12 protein-coding genes are annotated in these 20802 nt (G+C 52.0%); all 12 read right to left on the reverse strand.

Annotation, left to right across the window (positions count from 1 at the left end):
* Positions 1–33 precede the first annotated feature (33 nt).
* Positions 34–4887, reverse strand: a complete 4854-nt coding sequence (locus tag Q31b_RS08345) for a chemotaxis protein CheB (RefSeq protein ID WP_146599206.1) — start codon at positions 4885–4887, stop codon at positions 34–36.
* A 66-nt stretch (positions 4888–4953) separates the two neighbouring features.
* A complete protein-coding gene (locus tag Q31b_RS08350) occupies positions 4954–5322 on the reverse strand; it encodes a hypothetical protein (RefSeq protein WP_146599207.1) in 369 nt (122 codons plus the stop codon).
* 389 nt (positions 5323–5711) lie between these two features.
* The gene (locus tag Q31b_RS08355) at positions 5712–6866 is read right to left on the reverse strand and encodes a putative glycoside hydrolase (protein ID WP_146599208.1); all 1155 of its coding nucleotides are present in this window, start codon (positions 6864–6866) and stop codon (positions 5712–5714) included.
* 209 nt (positions 6867–7075) lie between these two features.
* On the reverse strand, positions 7076–8584 hold the full coding sequence (locus Q31b_RS08360; protein WP_146599209.1) for a sulfatase family protein: 1509 nt from the start codon (positions 8582–8584) through the stop codon (positions 7076–7078).
* A 345-nt stretch (positions 8585–8929) separates the two neighbouring features.
* A complete protein-coding gene (locus Q31b_RS08365) occupies positions 8930–10090 on the reverse strand; it encodes an alpha-L-fucosidase (protein WP_146599210.1) in 1161 nt (386 codons plus the stop codon).
* Between the two features lie 53 nt (positions 10091–10143).
* Entirely contained in the window at positions 10144–12333 is a 2190-nt protein-coding gene (locus Q31b_RS08370) for a putative glycoside hydrolase (RefSeq protein ID WP_146599211.1), read from the reverse strand.
* A gap of 64 nt (positions 12334–12397) precedes the next feature.
* On the reverse strand, positions 12398–13888 hold the full coding sequence (locus Q31b_RS08375) for an alpha-L-fucosidase (protein ID WP_146599212.1): 1491 nt from the start codon (positions 13886–13888) through the stop codon (positions 12398–12400).
* A gap of 71 nt (positions 13889–13959) precedes the next feature.
* Positions 13960–16131, reverse strand: coding sequence for a hypothetical protein (locus Q31b_RS08380; RefSeq protein ID WP_146599213.1), 2172 nt, complete (start codon positions 16129–16131; stop codon positions 13960–13962).
* Positions 16132–16296 carry a hypothetical protein gene (locus tag Q31b_RS28050; protein WP_197171170.1) on the reverse strand — a complete coding sequence of 55 codons (165 nt, stop codon included), beginning with the start codon at positions 16294–16296 and terminating at the stop codon, positions 16132–16134.
* Positions 16297–16355: 59 nt separating this feature from the next.
* On the reverse strand, positions 16356–17600 hold the full coding sequence (locus Q31b_RS08385) for a hypothetical protein (RefSeq protein WP_146599214.1): 1245 nt from the start codon (positions 17598–17600) through the stop codon (positions 16356–16358).
* A 217-nt stretch (positions 17601–17817) separates the two neighbouring features.
* Positions 17818–19230 carry a sulfatase family protein gene (locus tag Q31b_RS08390; protein WP_231617395.1) on the reverse strand — a complete coding sequence of 471 codons (1413 nt, stop codon included), beginning with the start codon at positions 19228–19230 and terminating at the stop codon, positions 17818–17820.
* A gap of 4 nt (positions 19231–19234) precedes the next feature.
* Positions 19235–20800, reverse strand: a complete 1566-nt coding sequence (locus Q31b_RS08395; protein WP_231617396.1) for an alpha-L-fucosidase — start codon at positions 20798–20800, stop codon at positions 19235–19237.
* Positions 20801–20802 lie beyond the last annotated feature (2 nt).

Genomic DNA, 20802 nt, shown 5'->3' on the forward strand with positions numbered 1-20802 from the left:
AATGCCCTCTGCAAACGTTATTGTTTTGACGTCCTACGAAATCATCTCGGCAATTTTTTGTAACATCGCGGCGTTGTCGATAGGCTTGCTAAGGTAATCGTTACATCCGGCTTCGAGACATTCGTTCATATCGCCCTGCATTGCGTCGGCAGTCAGGGCGATAATTGGGCCAGCGTAGCCAAGCTGTCGTAATTTTCGAGCGGTTTCGTAACCGTCCAGGTTGGGCATCTGCATATCCAAGAGAATGAGATCAGGCAACTTGTTCCTTTCAATGGCCCCCACGATGTGCTCCACGGCGAGTTGCCCGTCCTCACATTCCTCGACCGTTGCCCCTGCTTTGGTCAGAATATGATTGCTGAGAAAGCGGATGTCGCGTCGGTCGTCCACGATCAAAACGTGGCAATTCAAAGCTTCAATAGCAGCAGCGTTTCCATTTTCGCTCGGTGACAATTCGCTTTTCCCCTCGCCGCTCGAATGATCCACCAGCGGTTGATCGGCGATGTCTCCCGTTGTGATTGAGACGGTGAACGTGCTGCCGACTTCCGGAGTACTGCTGGCCGTAATCTCACCGCCCAACATCTCTGCGAGTCTTTTGCTGATCGCCAACCCCAACCCTGTGCCGCCGAAATGTCGCGAAACGCTCGAGTCGCCTTGGGAAAATGGCTTGAACAGACGATCGAGCTGTTGCTGGTTCATACCGATGCCGGTGTCGACGACATCGAAGTGCAAAAAGCCTTTTGCAGGGGGGCAGAAGCCTTCCGATGTCTCGGAATTCGACAGGAGAGGCTGCGGCGTACCACTATCGAATCGGACCCGAATTTGGATGCGGCCTTCGCGAGTAAACTTGATTGCATTGCCGACCAAGTTGATCAAAACCTGCTTAAGCCGCTTAGCATCGGATTCAATCACTTGAGGCAATTTCCCATCGTACTCAACGGTTAGCGTCAATCCGCTTTCCTGGGCACGGACGTCCATGATGCTTCGGACGTCTTCGATCACTCTGGTCGGATCGAATCGCTCACGTTCGACTTCAAACTTGCCGGCTTCAATTTTGGACAGGTCCAAAATGTCGTTGATAATTTCCAGCAGGTAGTTACCGTTATGACGGATCGTTTGCAGGTATTGTTTCGCTTCCTCGGCGTGAACAAACTCTTTTAGCAAATCGGCGTAACCGAGAATTGCGGTCATGGGTGTGCGAATTTCGTGCGACATATTAGCGAGAAACTCGCTCTTGGCGGCGTTGGCGGCTTGGGCACGTTGTTCGCTCTCGCGTAGAGCGGCGGATTGATCATGTTCTTTGGTCGAATCCCAATTGACGCCATACATTTTGACCACGTTTCCAGCTCGGTTGCGGACCACTTCGCCCATGCCATTCATCCAACGCACTTCGCCGTCTGGCCGGATGATACGGAATTCGGCATCGTAGGAATCGCTTCCGTCCACGGCGGCCTGCCAATGCGACTTCAATTCATCGAGATCATCGGGGTGAACGATTGAAAACAACATTTCAGTGCTCGCTTCTTGCTCGGGATCAATACCAAGCAAATCATAGAGTTGCTCCGTCCAAATGCTCTTTTCGGGCGTCCATTCCCAGGCGGCCATTCCCCCAGCACGCATCGCCATTTCCATTCGGCGGGATGTTTCCTTCAACGAGCGTTCATAGGCAGCACGTTCACGGATGTCGACGCCTGATGGGATCAGATATTCCACCTCTCCGGCCTCGTTCTTCACAGGCGCAATCATGAAGTCGATCAAGACGCCTTCTTCACCATGAGCAAACAATGAAACGTCGAACCGCACAAATTCACCCGCCATCGCGCGATCCATCGCGTCACGCATCCTTTCGGCGACCTTCGGATCGTAGCTCCACCATGGTGTGTCGGTGAACCGCTTTCCGACGACTTCCTCGCGGCGAGTGCGTGCGATCTCGAGCGATCGGTCGTCGATTTCCAACAGAATACCGTTGCGATCAATCACACCGACTAACCCGAGTTGGTTATTGATCACGCGGCGTAGATGCGCTTCACGCTCGGCAAGCTGCCGAGTAAATCGCTTTGGTTCGGAAATGTCTTCAATCACCGAAATGAAATGAGCGGGCTGGCCTTTCAAATTACGGACCAGCGAGACGGTCAGCCGCGTCCACACATATTCACCGTCGCGACGGAGGTAGCGTTTCTCCATCGCATAATAATCGATTTCCCCCGCCAGCAATTTCTCTTTTTGGAAAGCATCTTCGTCGAATTCATCGGGATGCGTGATCTCTTGAAAATGTTTCTGCTGGAGTGTCTCGAGGTCGTAGCCGACAATCTCACAGAACCGTGCATTCGCGTTGATCCATCGGCCATCGAGCCCCACGTGCGCGATTCCGACAGCCGCGTTATCAAATGTGGCACGGAATCTTTCTTCGCTTTCTTGCAGTTCGGTAACATCGGTAAACGTCACTACCATGCCCCTTAAATCACCCGCATAAGATTGATAGGGCAAGACACGACGGATGAAAGATCGGCCCGATGAGGTGACCACCGTTGCTTTATCAACACTCCCTTCGTGTAGCGATTCCGGACTTGGTAGGGGTGGCATCAAAACGACGTTGGGAACAATCTGAGTGAGTGGGCGTCCAACGTCGGTGGGAATCAGACCATAGATTTCAGTCGCAGCGGGAGTGAAACTGCGAATGTTGAGATTTTCGTCGAGGAAAATGGTGGCAATGCGAGTGCTGCGAAGCAGGTTCTCCAGATCGTCGTGAGCGCGGGCCACGGCGTCACCACTCGTGCGAATTTCTTCCTTGGACGTTTCCAGCTCTTCGTTGGCCGATTGCAACTCCTCGTTCATCGACAAGAGCTCTTCGTTGGACGATTTTAACTCTTCGTTTGCAACCTCCATATCCTGCATCGTGCGTTCCAAATCGCTGCGCGTCGTTTCAAGCTCCCGTTCCATTTGAGCAATGATGGCATCGGCATCCTGGTTACCGGTCGCCGGCGAGTCGGTCATTTTATCGTCCTGCTCACGCCGGATCGGTTCTCCCACATCATGAAAGATGACCATCATCAATTCATCTTGCTCGCCCAACTGCGGCATCGGTTGCACGGTCAACATCACCGGCTGAATGCAATCGTTGTCGCGAATCGACAAGTTTTCATGCGTCACTTTCCTCCTCGCGTTGATTGCTTCATTGATCGCCGCGCGAAGGCCGATTCGCAAACCAGGCAATGCCATTTTGACGATATTGTTGTGAAAATCGCCGCCCGATACCGCCAAGTATTTCGAAATGCCGTCGGAAGCATTGAGCACCTGACCCGCTTCGTCGATCACCACCGCTTTTGGGGTGAACTCGTCAAGAAGAATGCGTTGCCGAATACTGTTCAGATCGACGGCTTCATCTGGCTGCTTGGCGCCGGAATGGATCGGCTTGACCTCACCGCCGCGGACGGCAAGCGTGCTGAGCGATCCCGTCGCCGTTCCTTTTCGCTGCGAGATTCGAAACTTGGAATCAAGGGCTCGGAACAGTTCACCATGCGATGAAATCGTTTCGCTCGGACCGAGAAACAGGAACCCAGAAGGTCGCAGCGCATAGTGAAAAAGTGGAATCAATTTTTCTTGCAGATGAGCTCCCAGGTAGATCAGTAGGTTGCGACACGAGATCAAATCTTGCCGTGAAAAAGGTGGATCACTGATCAGGTTGTGCTTGGAAAAGAGAACGCGTTCACGAACCTTCTTAATGACTTGATAGCGTTTGCCGCGTTTGACGAAGTAGGATTTGAGACGCTCGTGACTGACGCTTTCTTCAATTCCCGATGGATAAGTGGCCGCACGCGCGGTGTGCAATGCCCGTTCATCGATGTCGGTCGCAAAGATTTGAAACTCGGGTGGGTTGTCAAGCTTCGAACAATACTCGTGACACAGGATCGCAATGGAGTACGCTTCCTCGCCCGTGCTGCACCCAGCAACCCAAAGGCGAACAATGTCGTCGGGCCCTTTGTTTTCGAAAATACCCGGTAATACGCTCGACTGAAGGGCATCGAAAGCCTCCGGATCACGGAAGAACGCGGTCACACCGATCAACAACTCTCGAAACAACGCCTGAGCTTCGTCTTCATCACCTTGCAAATGCACCAGATACTCGCTGGCTGTCGCGATCTTCAAAACCTGCATCCGCCGCTGAATACGCCGCGTTAATGTGGCGATCTTGTAATGCTGAAAATTGTGACCGGTCACCGACAGCAAATGCTCGGTGATTCGTGGAATGGCCTCGCCGACCTGTTTGTGAACCTTTTCGACCATGGCGTCGCCACCAAACTCGTTCACATGTTCGGCGTAACGTAGCAATTCAGCCGCGATTTCACTGGGGCGGCAAACATAATCGGCTACGCCGGTTGTGGCCGCGCTACGAGGCATGCTGTCGAACTTGGCGGACGTGGCATCCTGGGCAAACGTCAAACCGCCCGCGTCGCTGATCGCCTTTAAACCCACGGTCCCGTCGCTACCAGCACCCGATAACACGACGCCAACCGCCCGATCACCTTGGTCGCGGGCCAACGCATGAAAGAAATAGTCGATCGCCGCAAGCGGACTTTGCCCTGTTTCAAGCATCGTCGGCCGCACGGCTCCGTTCTTGACATCCAAGTACTGCTTAGCCGGTGCGAGATAGATGTGACCCGGCCTGAGTTTCTTTCGTCCGGAAAGTTCCACAACGGGCATCTGCGTCGTCGAGGCGAGCAGATCACTCAGCAACGATTCACTCTGCGGGTCGATGTGTTGGACAAAGATGATAGCAAATTGCTCACTGGTTCCCACATGCTCCAGTAGCTCTTGAAACGCCTCGAAACCACCAGCCGATGCGCCCACGCCAACGATGAGTGTCTGTGCTTTTTTCTTGTGATCTATCATGCTTGCTCGTTTACCGACTTAACCCGAAGAGGCTGCGATTTATTGGTAGCGAAACTCGGCAAGAGTTTAGTCAACGGTCAAAAGAACGTCCAATCGCCTAAAGTCTTGGCGACTTTCACGACTCGATAGGACGCGATTCAACCCGGTTTCTGAAAACTCACTGCCTTGACGGGATGGAAGAATTTCTAGCCTATCGATGCCAGTTTGGATACCGACTTCGGTCGGCTGTTCTGTTCGCGTCTCTCGAGACAGTTGACGCATGACATTCCGGGCAGCCTCCAGATTCCTAAACCGCCCGTCGGCTCCATGGATGTCTGCCGCTAACGAAACGGTGGTCGCGTTTAGCTGTGCTGAATACAGAATAAATAGCACAATTGTGGTCCGATGCAACGCAGACATTTCAAGTGCACGATAGGTTCTGATCTGTTCTTGCATGAACCAACTCCGTTTTGAGACTGAAATCCACGAATGCTGACGACACGAGGGCCTAATCCGAACAAACCTACCATTTTTAGGGCGTCAAAAGAATGGCTTGTGCACCCATTCATTGCCCCCATTCATGATTATTGACTCCAGGTGCTGAGTGCCAAATCAACGAGGTCGCCTTGCGGCTGATAGTGAACAAAAACCCAGAACCTCTTATTAATGACTGGCAAGCTATCGAACATAAACGTGTCCGCTGTCATGGAAACGAAGGAATCCGTCGGAGAGACGTTTAGCCCGGATTATTCATGGGCTTGCAGACTGTTTTTCGAGCAATGAACGTAAACGCTTTAAGGCGTAGACGTTAGAAAAACAATTTGCAAGCCCATGAATCATCCGGGCTAGTGCCAATCGATACGAGCTTCTCTTGATTCCAGATCAATCCAGACATGGGCGTGTTCAAAGTCACGCTCCAACACCCAGCCGTCTTGCTTGGCATCGGCCAGAGGGGGGCCTAGTTTCTTGTCCAACTCCGGATACCACTCCATGCAGCCAAGCCTCATGCGATAGCCCCAGTTGTAGACGAAATAGGAATGTTCTTGGGCGCCCACGAGAAAGGCCGCTAGTGCAAAGGTGATGTTCTCAGCAGCCAGCCTTTTCTGCTCCTCCAGAGGCTTGCTCATCGCGGCCCTGTCGATAAAAGTAAAACCGGGCCAGCCCTTGAAGGCAACGATTTTTCCCTGCTTTCCAGCTCGGCTCATCTCTTGGATATCTTTCAGCATGCTTTCCTTGGACCCGCTATCGAAGTGGCCGAAATGCTCAATCATGACCGCGTCGATGTGCTCTAGGTAGTCAACGCCGATTTGCAGATTAGGTGTGCTGCGAATACCGTTGTAGAAGATGAGTTTGTCCTCACCGATCTTGCTGCGGGCCTCTTGGATCAATTCGGCAAGGCCCTGCTGAATCGCATCGAACTTCTCTTGCCCCCAGATCGCTTTGTTCGCCTCGGCTTTGATTTGTGGTAATGCGTCTAAAAAGATGCCATCACAACTGCCCTCAACCACCGCGTTCTGAGCCACGTCCGTCCACCAGGCCCTGACCTCGGGGTTGGATAGATCATATCGTTTCAACCTACTATTCTTAAAGTCTAAGGTCCCATCCGCTCGCTTAAGCCACCATTCTGGATGTTGTTCATACTCCTGGTGAGCCCGAAACATGCCGTAATCGAGAAAGGTATTCCAGTAGAAGATGACTTTCATCTCAGGGTTGAACGCCTTCAATTGCCGAGCTTCTTGCTCAATCCCATCTTCGGTGTATCGGAACTGCTTATTGGCATGTCCCTTTTCGAGACAAATAAAGCTACCGTGGGAGGCCACGAACTTGGCCTCCTCTGGCGTCATCAGCGGACCGTCTTTGGCAAAGTGGAATCCAACCGGAACGGTGTCCCAACGAAAGGTCGGATAATGCTCGGTCGTTCTCGATTGCGCAAGCGTCGAGCCTGGAGCCAGCAGGAACGAGACAAGGATTACCAGAATGCATCTGTGGTTCCGATTCATTTTCTATTTCTCTTTAGGTGTTCCCAGCTCATGCCAATCCAACGATCAGCATACACACACACAGACGCCAAACCACACTTGGTTCTGCATGCTAGAAATACTTTCCACTATCGCTCTTGGTCGAACACCTCCCCGACCGCCTCGGGAAGTTGCATTACACATCCAATGATGGGGCAAACCTAAAGTTTATCTTCCCCCCGTTATCGCTATCACTTCGGACCACTTTTCCAAAGCTTGATTCGATCAACATCGTTCTGGTCCGCCACTCCATCGGTACTTCGTCCGCGCGCAACATCCGCTTCCAATTGTTCGAGCAGGCGTGCCACCACTTCCGGCTGTGATGCATAGAGATTGGTGGTCTCGCTAGGATCATTTTCCATGTCGTATAACTGGGCCATCGGGGCGTCCTGATTGGCCGCCTCAGCTTCCTTCGGGGACGTCCAGCCACCCGATCCCCTTGCCAGTAGAAGTTTCCATTTGCCTTGGCGATAGGCAAAATGACCACTAATGGAATGATGCACGACCCCATTGCGAGTAGACACAATAGGCTTGCCCTGCAAGGCCGGCAGAAAGCTGACGCTGTCGACTCCAGCCGTGGGAGGAGTCGATGTTCCAAGGATATCCGAACAGGTCGCCATTAGATCGGTGAGGCAGATCGTTTGGTCGCACTCCGACCCTGCTTCTACCCTATTCGGCCAACGAACGATGAACGGAATGCGGTGCCCGCCATCCCAAAGATCGGATTTAGAGCCTCGATACTGGGCACTGGAATAGTGCCCTTGAGCCTCTAAAGCGGGAGCATCGGAAGGATTTGCCGAGCAACCGTTATCGCTGGTGACCACAAAGAGGGTATTCTCTCCAAACCCAGCCGCATCAACAGCGTCGGCAATCCTACCGATCACGTGATCGGTCTGCATGACGAAGTCAGCATACGGCCCCAACTCGCTTTTCCCCTGCCACTCCGGAGCGACCGAAATCGGCGAGTGCGGCGAGGTCAGAGCCACATAGAGAAAGAACGGTTCGCCAGCTTTTTGTTGCTTGATGTAGTCGGTTGCTTTACGCCCTATCTCAGGCAACACGTCCACGGCCTCAAAGTCAGCGTGGGCAGGTCCCTCTCGGTTTTGCCAAAAGTTTTTCCGAACCGTACACTCGCCGACAAATCGATCATTCTCAATGTAGATATAAGGGTGCATGTCGAGCGAAGCCGAGATGCCATAGAAATAGTCGAAGCCATGGTGGACGGGACTGTCGGTGATAACGCCTGTCCAATCAACATTGCTACCCTGACGATTGGCTGGCTTGCCGTCGGTCGTGGGCAGGCCCAATCCCAAATGCCACTTCCCAACCGCAGCCGTGTGGTAATCCTGCCCTTTTAGAAAATCGGCAACCGTGACACGGTCTTTATCGATCAAGGGTTGACCGTAGCCCATCAATACAAAGGTCTGCAGGTGGGTACGCCAATTATAGCGTCCGGTCAGGATACCATATCGAGTCGGCGTACAAACCGCTGAACTGGAGTGGGCGTCAGTAAAGACCATTCCCTGCGCTGCCAATTGATCCATTCGGGGCGTGTCAATTTTTCCACGCTCCGGATTCAGACAATGGACATCGCCATAACCGAGATCATCCGCAAGGATGTAAACAATATTTGGCGTATCCGCCCAGCCGGTCGTCCAGCCGAACAATACCATCGTGATTGCAAAGATACAAGTTTTCATTTCTGCTTTATTCCTTCATAACAATATAAATTTGGTTCCAACGCTCTAAAGCCTTCATCGATCCATTCAACAACGCGATCGCCTGCAACAACCCTCAACAGAAACAACCTGTCGGAGCGGTTGGTTCCCTTTGAGGGTCGTGGATCTTTAACGGGCTGTCGATTTAATCGTTTAACGCTTAGCCGAAGGCGTCAGCTTTTCCACAAGCGGTCGCCTATGGCTTGGCGTTAAACAATCAGTCGAGTCAAACCGATTAAATCGACAGCCCGTTAACAAGATCCACTACTGCCAAACTGATTCCCATCGCTGACAAAGCGCGGGGCTCATTATACCTTCCCTAACACACTATTGTGCCCGCAAACGTTTTCCGACTTCTTTTAGAGTAACAATGTCTTCAGGATGAATCGATCCATCAGGCAACGGTCCGGTATTTAGCAAGAGATTGCAATTCTGGTCACCGGCTGCTTGCAGCATTTCCATAACCTGATCCGGCGTCTTGTGCTTCCCTTCGTCAGTTTGCTTGTAGGCCCATCCGCCCGGTTGAAGCGTGTCGCAGATCTCATTGTGCTTGACTTTGTTCTGATCCCAGGCGTGTGCAGCGAGATCGCCGACCTTGTCGCCATACCGGTTGCGAAGTCGGTCGGCCATCGAGCGCCCTTTGCGTTCGGGTGCGGCGAAGTCCTCGGTTCCCGTGCACCCCTGTTTGAAGCTGATCAAACAGTTCGGCTGAATGCTGCGCACCATCGCGTAAATCTCATTCAGCGGGAAAAGGTCAGACTGCATGAAGTAGCTCGTACAGGTATCAAACCATACCCCGGCAACAGGACCATAATCGCTCAGCAGCGTGCGGAGATGTCCCTTGGCATCGTCCAGATACTTCTGCAGGTCTTCAACCTTTTCGAACTTGTACTGTTCGGGTTTGACCTCGTAAGCCGGACGATAGTATTGGCCGTATTCGCGTGAGAGGGAGTAAGGATGGTGCCAGTCCATCGGTAGGGAGTAATAGAAGAAACAGCCCAGGCCTTTTTTCTGGCATTGAGCGGCCAGTTCTCCGCACAAGTCACGTTTGGCCACCGCCATGGAATTCCAATTGTCGTTTTTTGAATCGAAAAGGCAGAATCCATCATGATGCTTGCTGGTCAGGTTGACGTACTTCATGCCCGCTTCGAGTGCGAGATCGGTGATGAAGTCGGCGTCAAACTTTTCCGGATTGAACCGCGCCGTCAGTTTCTCGTATTCCGGGACCGGTATTTTCGTCCTGAATTGAACCCATTCGCCTTGTCCGAGCATGGAGTACAAGCCGTAATGCATGAAGAGTCCAAAGCGGGCATCTTTGAACCACGCTAGCGCAGCTTGGTGTGGATCCTGAGCATAAAGATCCTCATACCCCTTTAAATAGGAAGGGATATTCGTAGCCTCATCCTGTGCATAAAGAGGGATTCCGCCAGATGCGATGACACCTCCAAACGCCAGTCCCGATTTCATAAAATCACGTCGGGTTTTCATATTCGCACTTCCTTTTCTTAGCATTGAGATTTTGTAAACGTCTTCATTATTAATTACCGCTCGAGGGCCCTACGCACGGGTGGGCGTTTTGGGAATGCGGCATCAGGCGTGGACTCTTCACGTGAAAACGCTCGGAAGGTCGCTTCAGCCAAGGAGTTGTCATCACCGGAACAAACAACCATGCCCGCCTCCACCTTTTCAGCCAACGAGAGGTCGACTTGCGCGATCTTCGTCCAGGTCTCTCCATCCGCGGAGGCGTACCCAGTGAAAGTATCACCGATTCGAGTCAGCGTTGCATAAGGCCCCTGGGCAGGAGGTAATGTACCCGCGGAGCGCAGCTCACCAGCCGTGGTTGAACGGTAAACCATATGCATCTGCCCCGACGGATCTCGAAGCACCGCAACCGTCCGGGCATCAGGCAAAAGAACGGTGCCATCGCGATAAGCAGCCGTGTAATCCTCTGCGAAATCAAGTTCCGTTGTCATCGGTTCATTCCGCTCGCGGAACATGATCCCCGACCTGGCACCGGCATGGGAATCGTCCAGAGCCTCGAGCTTCGCAGCGAGTTTGCCATCCCCGTAGTGAAGGTCAGAGAGATAAAAGAACTTGTCCGAGACGCCTGAAAGATGCCCGCTTCCTTGCAGCGTATAGGTATCGTCTGTTTTCGAAAAACCACTGCCGTCTAAAGCTGGGCTACCAATGTCATTCTTCCAATAGACCCTGCTTACTGTACTTCCGGAATCAGGTTTCAGATTGAAGAAAACATCGCAATGTTCAAAGCCACGGCAGTAGATCCAGTTGTCTTTAATAGCATCACCGAACGGTTTTCCCAAGGGCCGGTTGAACTGGTCGACGTAGTCGGTGATCCACATCCAATCCGGTTGCGAAGCGTCGACCGTTGGCGCCCAATAGAAATAAGCATACTTCTCCGCATAGGTTAAATAGATGGCTAAATTTTCATCGACGCGATCCTCCACGTTGCGTTTGTCTGTCGCGTTATGGACGGGATTCCTCAGCATCGTCAGCTTCTGGTTTCTTCCGCTTTCCTGAGCCAACGCAATGGCGTTGGCAATTGCGGTTGCTCCCCCTGCCCAGCCTTCCCGGTAGGTACCATCCAGGTAAGGGATGCGGTCGCGATTGTCGCCATTATTGTTCATGCCAAACTTATCGTCCGTCGAACCATCATAGAGAGGCTTGAGCATGCTGATCGGAACGCCTTTCTTATCGATAAAATAGCCGTCAATCGGAGAACCGTGCTCCCAGTTTTCGAAATCTTGAAACGGTGTGACCCCGTCCGCAGCAACCCCTTCGACCAGTCCCATCATTTTGTGACACACGCCAGCCCACCAAGCGACTAGCTCAGGATTTTCCCGCTGGAAAGTGGGCAGCCTACCTCGAATGACAAAGTCCGGATCAATGTACTCATCCCTCTTGTCCTCAATCGAATCATCCACCCCATTGTGACCGAAATAGATGCGTGAGTTCCAATAGTAGAGAACTTTGATGTCAGGGTTTACCTTCTTCAGTGATGTCGCTTTTTCCCAATAGCCTGGCATCCCACCATTCGCCTTTTCCAGCACCACGATATCGTAACGGTTGGCAACTCGTTTGTACTGTTCGGCTGTGAAAGGAGTAGGCTTTCGGATCAGCATCGTCCTGGGGACGCGATCCCACGAAAACTTGGGAAAGGCACGTTCAAGCTTAGCCTGCGTTGTTGGTTGATAAGGGGTCGGCCCGTAAGTATGGCCATCCGGCAGATCGGCAAAAGCATGATCCGGATCTTCGACCGTTAAGGCGGGGTTCCTCACGACGAAATTCAAACGCAGGTTTCCGTCGGCAACACGCGAATCAAGTTCCTGCAACACCAGTCCATGAGCGGAAAGATCCACACCGTCTACCGTTACGTTTTCCAGCGTAGAGACGGCCCCATTAAAATCAACCACCGCATTGAACTGTAGCGTTTCCGCCCCGCCGTCTCCGAGAAAACTGTTTCCCGTCCAGCTAATCTGATACACCCGGTTCGAGCCATTATCGACGCGTTCACAGGAAAGATCCGACGAGCCAAGATCCACGCGACGGTATCCGTTGGCCAGCACCAAATCCGTATCGTTGCCGGACGTCGTTCCGGCCTGTGGCCGTAACGTGATCCAGAAATGACTGTTCCGTCCGGAATCGTCCGCAGCCTGAGCCAATCCGATGATCAGCATCGAGATACAGACTCCAAACAAACCTTGATTCTTCATCTACTTGGACATTCTGTAAATTGAATTTTCTGATAATTTCCCAAGCCGCTCAGGTAGCACCGTCCTACCGAATGCTTTCCTTCACTTCTCGCATGACCTGCAAAGCCTTTTCGCCGACGGTTCCATCTTGAAAAATCGCCATGTTAATGGTGACCGCACCGCCATTTTCCATGCAGTCCTTGATATAGGAGCTCAATTGTTCCGAGGTGAATTTTGGATCGGGTATTCCCGATTTCCGTGCCATCCAAGAATGCTTCTCCATGGTCAGCAAAACCTGAAAGGGAAGATTGGGGGATGGTCCATTTTTCATGAACCCATTCACAGGAACTGCGATCGGTTCCTGCACCTCGCCCGGCCAATAATCCTGCCAAGGAGAGACATCGGGCCAGATCCAAGCGTTCAGACAAATCAGCCGATCCTTGTTTCCCGTTTTTGCGGCATTAAACAAATCTTCGAACGGAGTTTGCGGATACTCTTTAAAAATTGCGATCATCGTATCGAACCAATAGCCGGCAATTTTATCCCCATACCGGTTGCCCATTTCCGTAAGAATATCGTGAACGTTCGCAACGAACGCCTCTTTTTGCTCAGGCGTTGCCTGCCCATACCGTGGAAATTTAAAACCGAGCGGCCCATTGATATAGCAAAGAAACCGAATGCCTTTCTCATTCAGCGCATTGGCCATCTCCTCTATCAAGTCGCGCTGCGTGGTTTGGCCGGGATGAATTCGCTCCCAGCTTTCCAGCGGCGCCGGACAATACGATTCCGCATGACCGATCGTGACGTAGACATATCCCGCGCCGGTTTCTTCGACCATGTCAGCCCATTTTTGCACATCAAAATCATTCACCGCCTCTTCGAATGTTTTCCGAGGGCCTTCTTGCTGTACACATTGCGAGGTCCAGTGAAACATCAATCCATAACCGGCTTTGTTCATCCAGTCGAAACTTGCCCTGGCACTTTTTGCGCGAGCCTCATCGCTTAAGATCGTCGCTTTCTTCGAAACCGGCAGCAACTCCAGCGTACGGAAATCAATGACCACCCCTTCTTTTTCGACTTCCGAGGTGGAGAGCGTGATCTTTTGCTTGCCAGCTTCTAAGGCGATGACACCGTCTAGTTTGACCCGTTCGAAGTTGAGCGGTTGCTGAACGGCAAAATTCTCACCGCCCGGGAACGGGCCCGATGTCTGGTTTACAGAAAATGGATAGGTGTCCGTAGCCGTTTTGACAAACAGGGTTGTTCCATCGCCAATTTCGCTAACACTGGCAATCAGATAGAGCTCGTACTCATCCGTTTCCGGAATCTCAACGTCCCATGTCAACGCGGCATTGCCTGTCCACTTCGTAATCCCACGCTCGATCACCAGTTCAACGTCGCTCTCCGTCTCGGCGACTTTATTGTTATGCAAATAGACACTGAGCGGCGAACTGAATTGAACCTCAGCCGACTGCACACGACTTAGCCCCACATACGGAACAGAACAAAAAACGCCCGCCCCAAGCAGGATGCAAACACATGTTGACTGCCACCTTTTAAACAAACTCTCACACACCATGACTACACTTTCTTCTTAAAATTTATATTTTCATTATTTATGCGATATTCCAGCATCGCTCCGGCAAAGACTTATCGGGCTTTTCTTTGTTTCGTCCGATCATAGGTTTCCGCCACCGCGATATCGCGTGCGACCTCTTCGGACAAACCCTGCCAGGAGAAAATCCGGTTTCTCATCTGAATCGTCGTCACCGGCTGGTGATGAGGCTTGGTCACCGCGACAAGATTCTGCCAATGCTTTTGCGCACGTTTCAAGGTAGCGACAGCCTCCGCTTGTTTCTCTTTATCTCCGTCTGCGCGGTACTGTTCCAACGCCACGGCAGCTCGTAGTTTTTCAGCAAAATACAGACACTGATGGCTCCAGGCCTGCACATCCATGATTTCGCATTCCAGCGTCGGATGATCTCCGGTAACCGTTTGAACGATGCCAAGCGCCTTTTCGCCGATCCCCTGTAGCTCATCAGCCAGCTCCAGCGGCGTAATCAGCTCTTCGTCGTGCGTCCCATTACGCTCCGCCTGCACATAGTCAAGCACACTAATATATGCGGGATCGAGAACGTCATAATCCATCAGTTCTTCCAAAGATAGAAACGGTGATTTTTTATCATCGTATCCACACTTTTGGTACCGAGCGGTCACCAGCATGCCCTCGGCATACATCGTGAAATCCCAGGAGTTATCGACATAGGATGCGAAACGCAGCGGCATTTTACTGGCCAGTTTAAACGCCTCCACCATCTTCTCACCGACACCCTTGCCATAACGTTGATCAAACTCAAGCGCAAACACTTGATCGGTCGTCTTCGGATCGTACAGCAAACGCCCCCACTGCTTGTAGAACAGCCACTGACGTTCCCAGGCATAATCCCAGGTCACGTGCTCATGATCCGGTACATGCGTGTATTCCTTTCCAGGGAAGTAACACTCCGAACCAACATAATACCCGCCCACATACGGTTGTCCGTTCAGCTCAATGTGCTTGCGGATAAAGTCCGGCTCGCCCCAGCGCAGAATATAAAAAGATTCATTCCGCATCATCCATGTCACGGCATAGTTCTCTGGCAGCGGATTCCGATAAGCATCGGATATCGATCCGCCATGTACCTGAATCAGCTTCGGCGTCGAATGCGCATGCGACCAGTTAAACTTGATCTCCACCCAGACCGGGCCGTCGACATCTAGCGAATCGATCGCATTGCGTGTCATCTCCTCGGTCGCACGATCCGTTGAGCCGCCGCTGTTCGCCTGCGCGGTGAACGGAACACGATGAATAAACTTAATCTTGCGGTCGGCCGCTTTCATGCCTTCAACGAACGTGCGGAAAATCCACTTTTCGCGATCCTCCGCCTCCATGCCATTCATAGCCTCGCCCAGACTGATCCCCAACCCCGCAAGGTTCGGATACTCATTGATCACCTGCGTCACACACTCCTTGGTATAACGCTCCATTTCGGGACTGTTCTTGGCCTGAGTGTAGTGAGCCCCGGTATCCTTATTCATTTCGGGATCATAATTATCCACATATCCTTCGGAACCAAAAATATTCCAATTGACCAGGTAAACGTCGATTCCGCGCAGTTTTGCCTCTTTAAACAATGTACGCCAAAAGGTCTGCCACTCCGCCAGCTCCGCATCATCAAACGGGCAGGCCTTAGGAAAATTCGTGGGCCGAATCATATACGGGAAAGGATGCAGCGACCAAAGAGTCAATGCGTTAAAGCGATTTTCCGCCATCATGTCGAGAAAGCTTCGCCAAAATTCCATGTCTCGCAACGTCTCATGATGCAAAGCCTGTAGCTCCTCACTTTGACGATACGATGACCATGGCAGGTTGAACTTGATGGCGCGAAACGGAAACCGCGGATTGACCGTTTTCTCCGGTACTGACTCTAACCCGTGAATCCCAATCATATCGGCCAGTTCAAGAAGCCCATACATCGCGCCGATCTCATCGATCGCGCGAACCTCAACTCCATCAGCTGTTTTCGCTAACGAAAATCCCGCTTCGACCAGCGTCTTGTCCGCCCCGTTCGGCAGCAACGTTACGCGAATCGCCTCATCGCCTTCCGCCGCCGTAGGGTCTACAAAACCACCGGTGTCTCCCTTTTCCTTGAGCGCGCTGAGCACCCGCTCACCGCCAAACGATTGAGCGTAAGATTCCGTATTCAATACAACATCAACTGACTCACCATAACCGCAGGCACAAACCGCCAAGGCGACCACAAATCCAAACAGTCTCATCATTTATTTCCCTCGGATCTCTTTACGAATCTCTTCCATCACCGCCATGCATTTCGGATTAAAAATAGGATGCTCATCCGTGACCTCCGCCCTCTTCTCCGCAGCGTTGACGGATGAAGCCATCGTCAAGAGACACGCCGCCGACAACAGCCAGCACAAGGTATTCATCTTATCTCGGTAACTCATATACTCCCCAGAGGAACTGGCTTGATTATCGATTTGACCGTCTATCTTCTTTTTTCAGGCGAGGTCTGCCCATAGGCCTGCCAAGCCTTTGCAAACGTGCTATCCGGCAACCAATTCGCCGTTGACTTGTCACCCTCATACTGATCGTATGAGGCCACATTCAGCGATTGCCGGCCGCCTTTTTCAAAATTGTAGACGTCGCCAAGCCATCCTTTTTCAATGTCAACCGGTTTGAGCGAGCCGTCGTCATTGAGGCGAACCCGCATGGATGCTTTCAGGAAATCGATGACGAAAGCCCAGGTCGATTCGGCATCCGCAGGGCCATGCCCCACACCCCCTTCCATCATCATGCACATCGCCGCATTCCGTTCGCTACGCAGCGTCGCAACCGTCTGGTCCTGGCGAGCATTGAGAAGGTATTTGTCTGCGGTTCCGCACATTACCAAAGCTGGAACCTGCTCCGTGTTCGGAAACTGCAAGTAGCTCGAAAAGCCAGGGTGAAAAGCGACCCATGCAATGGTTCTTTCCGGCCAGTCACGCGGAAAACTGGCGGAGAATGCGGTGCCGTTCGAGTGCCCGAACGTCATGATCGGTGCGGTCGCTAGCTCGGGGTGACCACACATCTCCGCCAACTTCTTAATGTGCTCCTCCAGCACCGTCACCGATGCAACCCCGCGTTTTACCGGATCGCCGTCCATGGCAACCAGAGCTAGCTGCTCCTCTTCAGCGAATTTCTGAAGAATTGGCGTCGTAATATTTCCAATGCCGTGCATCGAGATATAAAAAGCCGCCTTCACCGTTTTGACGGACTCCGGAATGTACACATAAAAATGGGCATCCGTTCCGGTTCGTTTCCCAACAATCGAATTCTTAGGGTCCATCTGAACGACAAAGCCGGTCAGAGAGCTGACCATCAACTGCGGCTTCAACTTCACCACAATCGGCATGGGCTGTGAAAAATAGTCCATGGAGTCAATTTTTATCTGACGGGTACTATGCCCATTGCGTTCCACTTTTAAGGTAGCAATCCCACCACCGCCGCGTTCTTCGAGCGGTTCCTCAAGAGTGAATTCCAGGGCAAACTCGCCGTTGCCATCCGTGCGAGCTACCGCATTGACCGGCAACAGCGTTACCGTGGCGTCATTCAGCCAGTTGTCATCGGTATCCATCACCTTGCCTTTAAGAAATACCGTTTCGCCTTGAGCAAAGGAAATGCCGCCGAGCAGCGTTCCAAGTATCAGCAAACGGGTTAACCAAATATTCTTCACAACGTTCATCTTACTCATCTCGTTCTTCTTTTTTTTCCCACCCTCGTCCCCTGTCCAGCCGTACTTATTGCACGGCTCTTCGGTGGTACGGGATGTCGTTTCCATAACGGCGGTAGCGGTGAGCCGATGGCTGTAAGGCCACGGGCAGTAACGCGAACGCCCGAATGCTTAGGGACGTTCGATTGATAACTTTATCACTTGCAAATGTTTGCGTTTCCCAAGTTTCGTAGTGGCGTTAGTAGTTCAACGTTCCTCTTTTCGGTGCCCCCTTTTGCCCCTCCCACCATTCGTTGGGACCTTCCGTTTCAATCTGCTTCCAAAGCTTGAAGAGGATCTGTTTCATCTCTTCTGTTTTTTCCGGCATCTTGGCGGCGAGATCATTTTCTTCTTTCCAGTCTTTTTGGATTTCATAGAGCTGGAATTCGGTCATCGTATCATTGCCGACAATCTTCCAATCACCGATGCGCATGGCAACCCGGTCGTTCGGATGTGAAACGTGAGTACGCCAAAACAATGGAATCCTGCGTTCAACCGGTTTGCCTTCAAACACTGGCAACAGACTCACGCTGTCGATCGTGCGATCCGTCGGCAGCGGTACGCCGGCCATATCGAGTGCCGTTGCAAAAATATCGGTTCCAATGATGGGAATATCACTCGTACTTCCAGCCGCAATGTGTCCTGGCCAACGAGCCAGTCCCGGCACTCGGATACCACCCTCATGGTCGCTGCGTTTGCCGCCACGAAGTCCGCCAGAGGTGCCGCCATATTGCGACACGGGCCCGTTGTCGGACGAAAAGTAAACAAGCGTATTGTTCGTCGCGCCGATTTCATCCAAGGCATCGAGCACGATGCCCAGCCCATGATCCATTTGGCTGATGTTCCCCATGTATTTGCTGTTTTCATGCCCATTGTAGAGCTGCATGAAACGAGAGTCGGTGGCAATCGGCATATGCGGTTCATGGAACCAAACGGAAAGCACAAACGGTTTTTCGGGATTGCGTTTCTCCTTCATCCAACTTGCAGCCTCCGCTGCAACAAGCGGTGCGGAGTATCCCTTCAGCTCGCCAACCGGTTCGCCGTTGCGAAAAAAATTATCCGGATTCTCATGGCTGGGGCTTGCGTTGTTCTGAGTATACATCCAGTAGTCATAGCCATGATCGCCAGGCTGAGGGTACTCGGGATTATTAAACTGTGGCTTCGCCAGCAAATGCCATTTCCCCACATGACAGGTCTCATACCCAACACCCTTTAACAGTTTTGGATAGGTGATTTCGCTCGCCCGCAGATGCGCCTCATGATTGCCTGACAAATGTCGCCACACACCATTGCGATAGGGCGTTCGCCCGGTAAGAATCGCCGAGCGTGAAGGAGAACAAACGCCGCAGGCAGAATAACACTGCGTGAACTTCATGCCCTCCTCCGCCAGCCGATCCATGTTTGGGGTCTGAATCAACTCATGGCCGTAGGTTCCTGAATCCCCCCACCCCATGTCATCGGCGAGCAAGACCACAATATTGGGCTTGTTTGCCGAACTGCCGCCAGCAGGCGAAGCCTGGTCCGTTTGCGCAGATGCGGCAACACTAAGCAGCCATATCGATACGATGGTCGCCATTCTCATCATTGTCTGTTTCATAAAACCGTTTCTCATTCGACTAATTCTTCAATGTAATACGAAATCCATTCACATACTGACCCGGCAACGTTTTCGGCAACGGGATGTTTAGACCATCGCTCGAGCGTTTCCATTCAATGTTCTCATCACTGCCCATCAGCTCGATGGCGGCAATATCTTGATCGAGTAATCCACCGGTCGCCAACGTTTTGATGAGAATATCATTTGTCGGCGGAGCTAACAGGAAGGCATAAAGAACTCCGTCTTTCTGAGTAAAACGAATGTCCTGTGGGGAGAAGTTCTTATGGTTTTCCCCCTGACGGCCATCCTTAATTTCCAATGGCCCCTCGCCATAGGTTTTCCATGGACGGGAGCCATAAATACCCTCTCCGTTCATCTTTACAAAATCGCCGAAAGCGGTCAGGTAAGCGGCCTGATTTTCGGGCAGCGTGCCGTCTCCCCGCAAAGCGACGTTGAGCATCACGACACCGTTCTTACTGATCGCATCCACGGCGTTTCCGACCATCACTGGAATAGCCATTCGATTCACAGCCCCTTTCCGATAGAACCAACTACCGGAAAGATCCGTTGCCCACATCCAGGGCTGTGGCTTGATTTCTCCTGCGCCGCCGCGCTCTACATTCGGGGTATAGGCGCGTTTGTCCTTTCCGCCTTTGGCAGAGAAAACGACCGTCTGTTTACCATCATTCTCTTTCCGATCGCGGTTCAAATAAGACGAAAACAGTTTAAGGCCTAAAGACTTTCCGGTCTTTTCGTTGGGATAGGGACAGTCATTGTTAAACCAATCGGGGTCATACTTGTCCATAATTTCCCAACAACGGTCATACCAGTGTTGATTCCAACTATCGGAGTGCTTATAGCCGGAGGGATCATATTCCAGATTAAATAGCTTCGCTTCGAGCGTACCGGGGGTCTGATATTGACGAGCCGACGCAAAGAAGCTCGGCGACCAATACAGATGGGTAGAGATACCAAACTTGAGCCCATGTTTCTCCGCCGCCGCCTTCCATTCCTTGAGCGTATCGCGTTTGGGTCCCCTATCCACCGAGTTCCAAGGGTGGAACGAATCGTACATATCGAAGTTGTCGTGATGACAAGCTACCGGCATAACAAATCGAGCACCGCAGTCTTTAAAGAATTGAACAAGCCCATCCGGATCGAAGTTTTCCGCCTTGAACAAAGGAACCAGATCTTCATAGCCGAACTCCTCGACAGGTCCATATCGCTTTTCATGGAATGCTCTCAGATTTTCATTCATGTTTCGCTGTAAACCTGATTGTCCATTTGATGGGCCGTACATTCGCCGGCCGTAGTGCGAGCCATCGCCGGGTCGATTTTCGTCGCTTGCCGAGGGAATCCCCCAATGCATCCAAACACCAAACTTGCCATCCAAAAACCATTCCGGCACATCATAATTTGCCGCCATCGATTCCCAGGTGGGTTCAATCTCGGCAGCGTGGACAGAGAGAGGAAGGCAACTGAGACATAACGCCATCCAACGAATTGTTAATTTCATTGGTCTTCTCCGCCGGTGGTCTGTTTGAAAAAATTTCAGTGAAAAAGCTATTGCGGTGGCTAGTCTCACGG

The sequence above is a fragment of the Novipirellula aureliae genome, from assembly GCF_007860185.1.
In the GTDB taxonomy this organism is placed as follows: Bacteria; Planctomycetota; Planctomycetia; order Pirellulales; family Pirellulaceae; genus Novipirellula_A; species Novipirellula_A aureliae.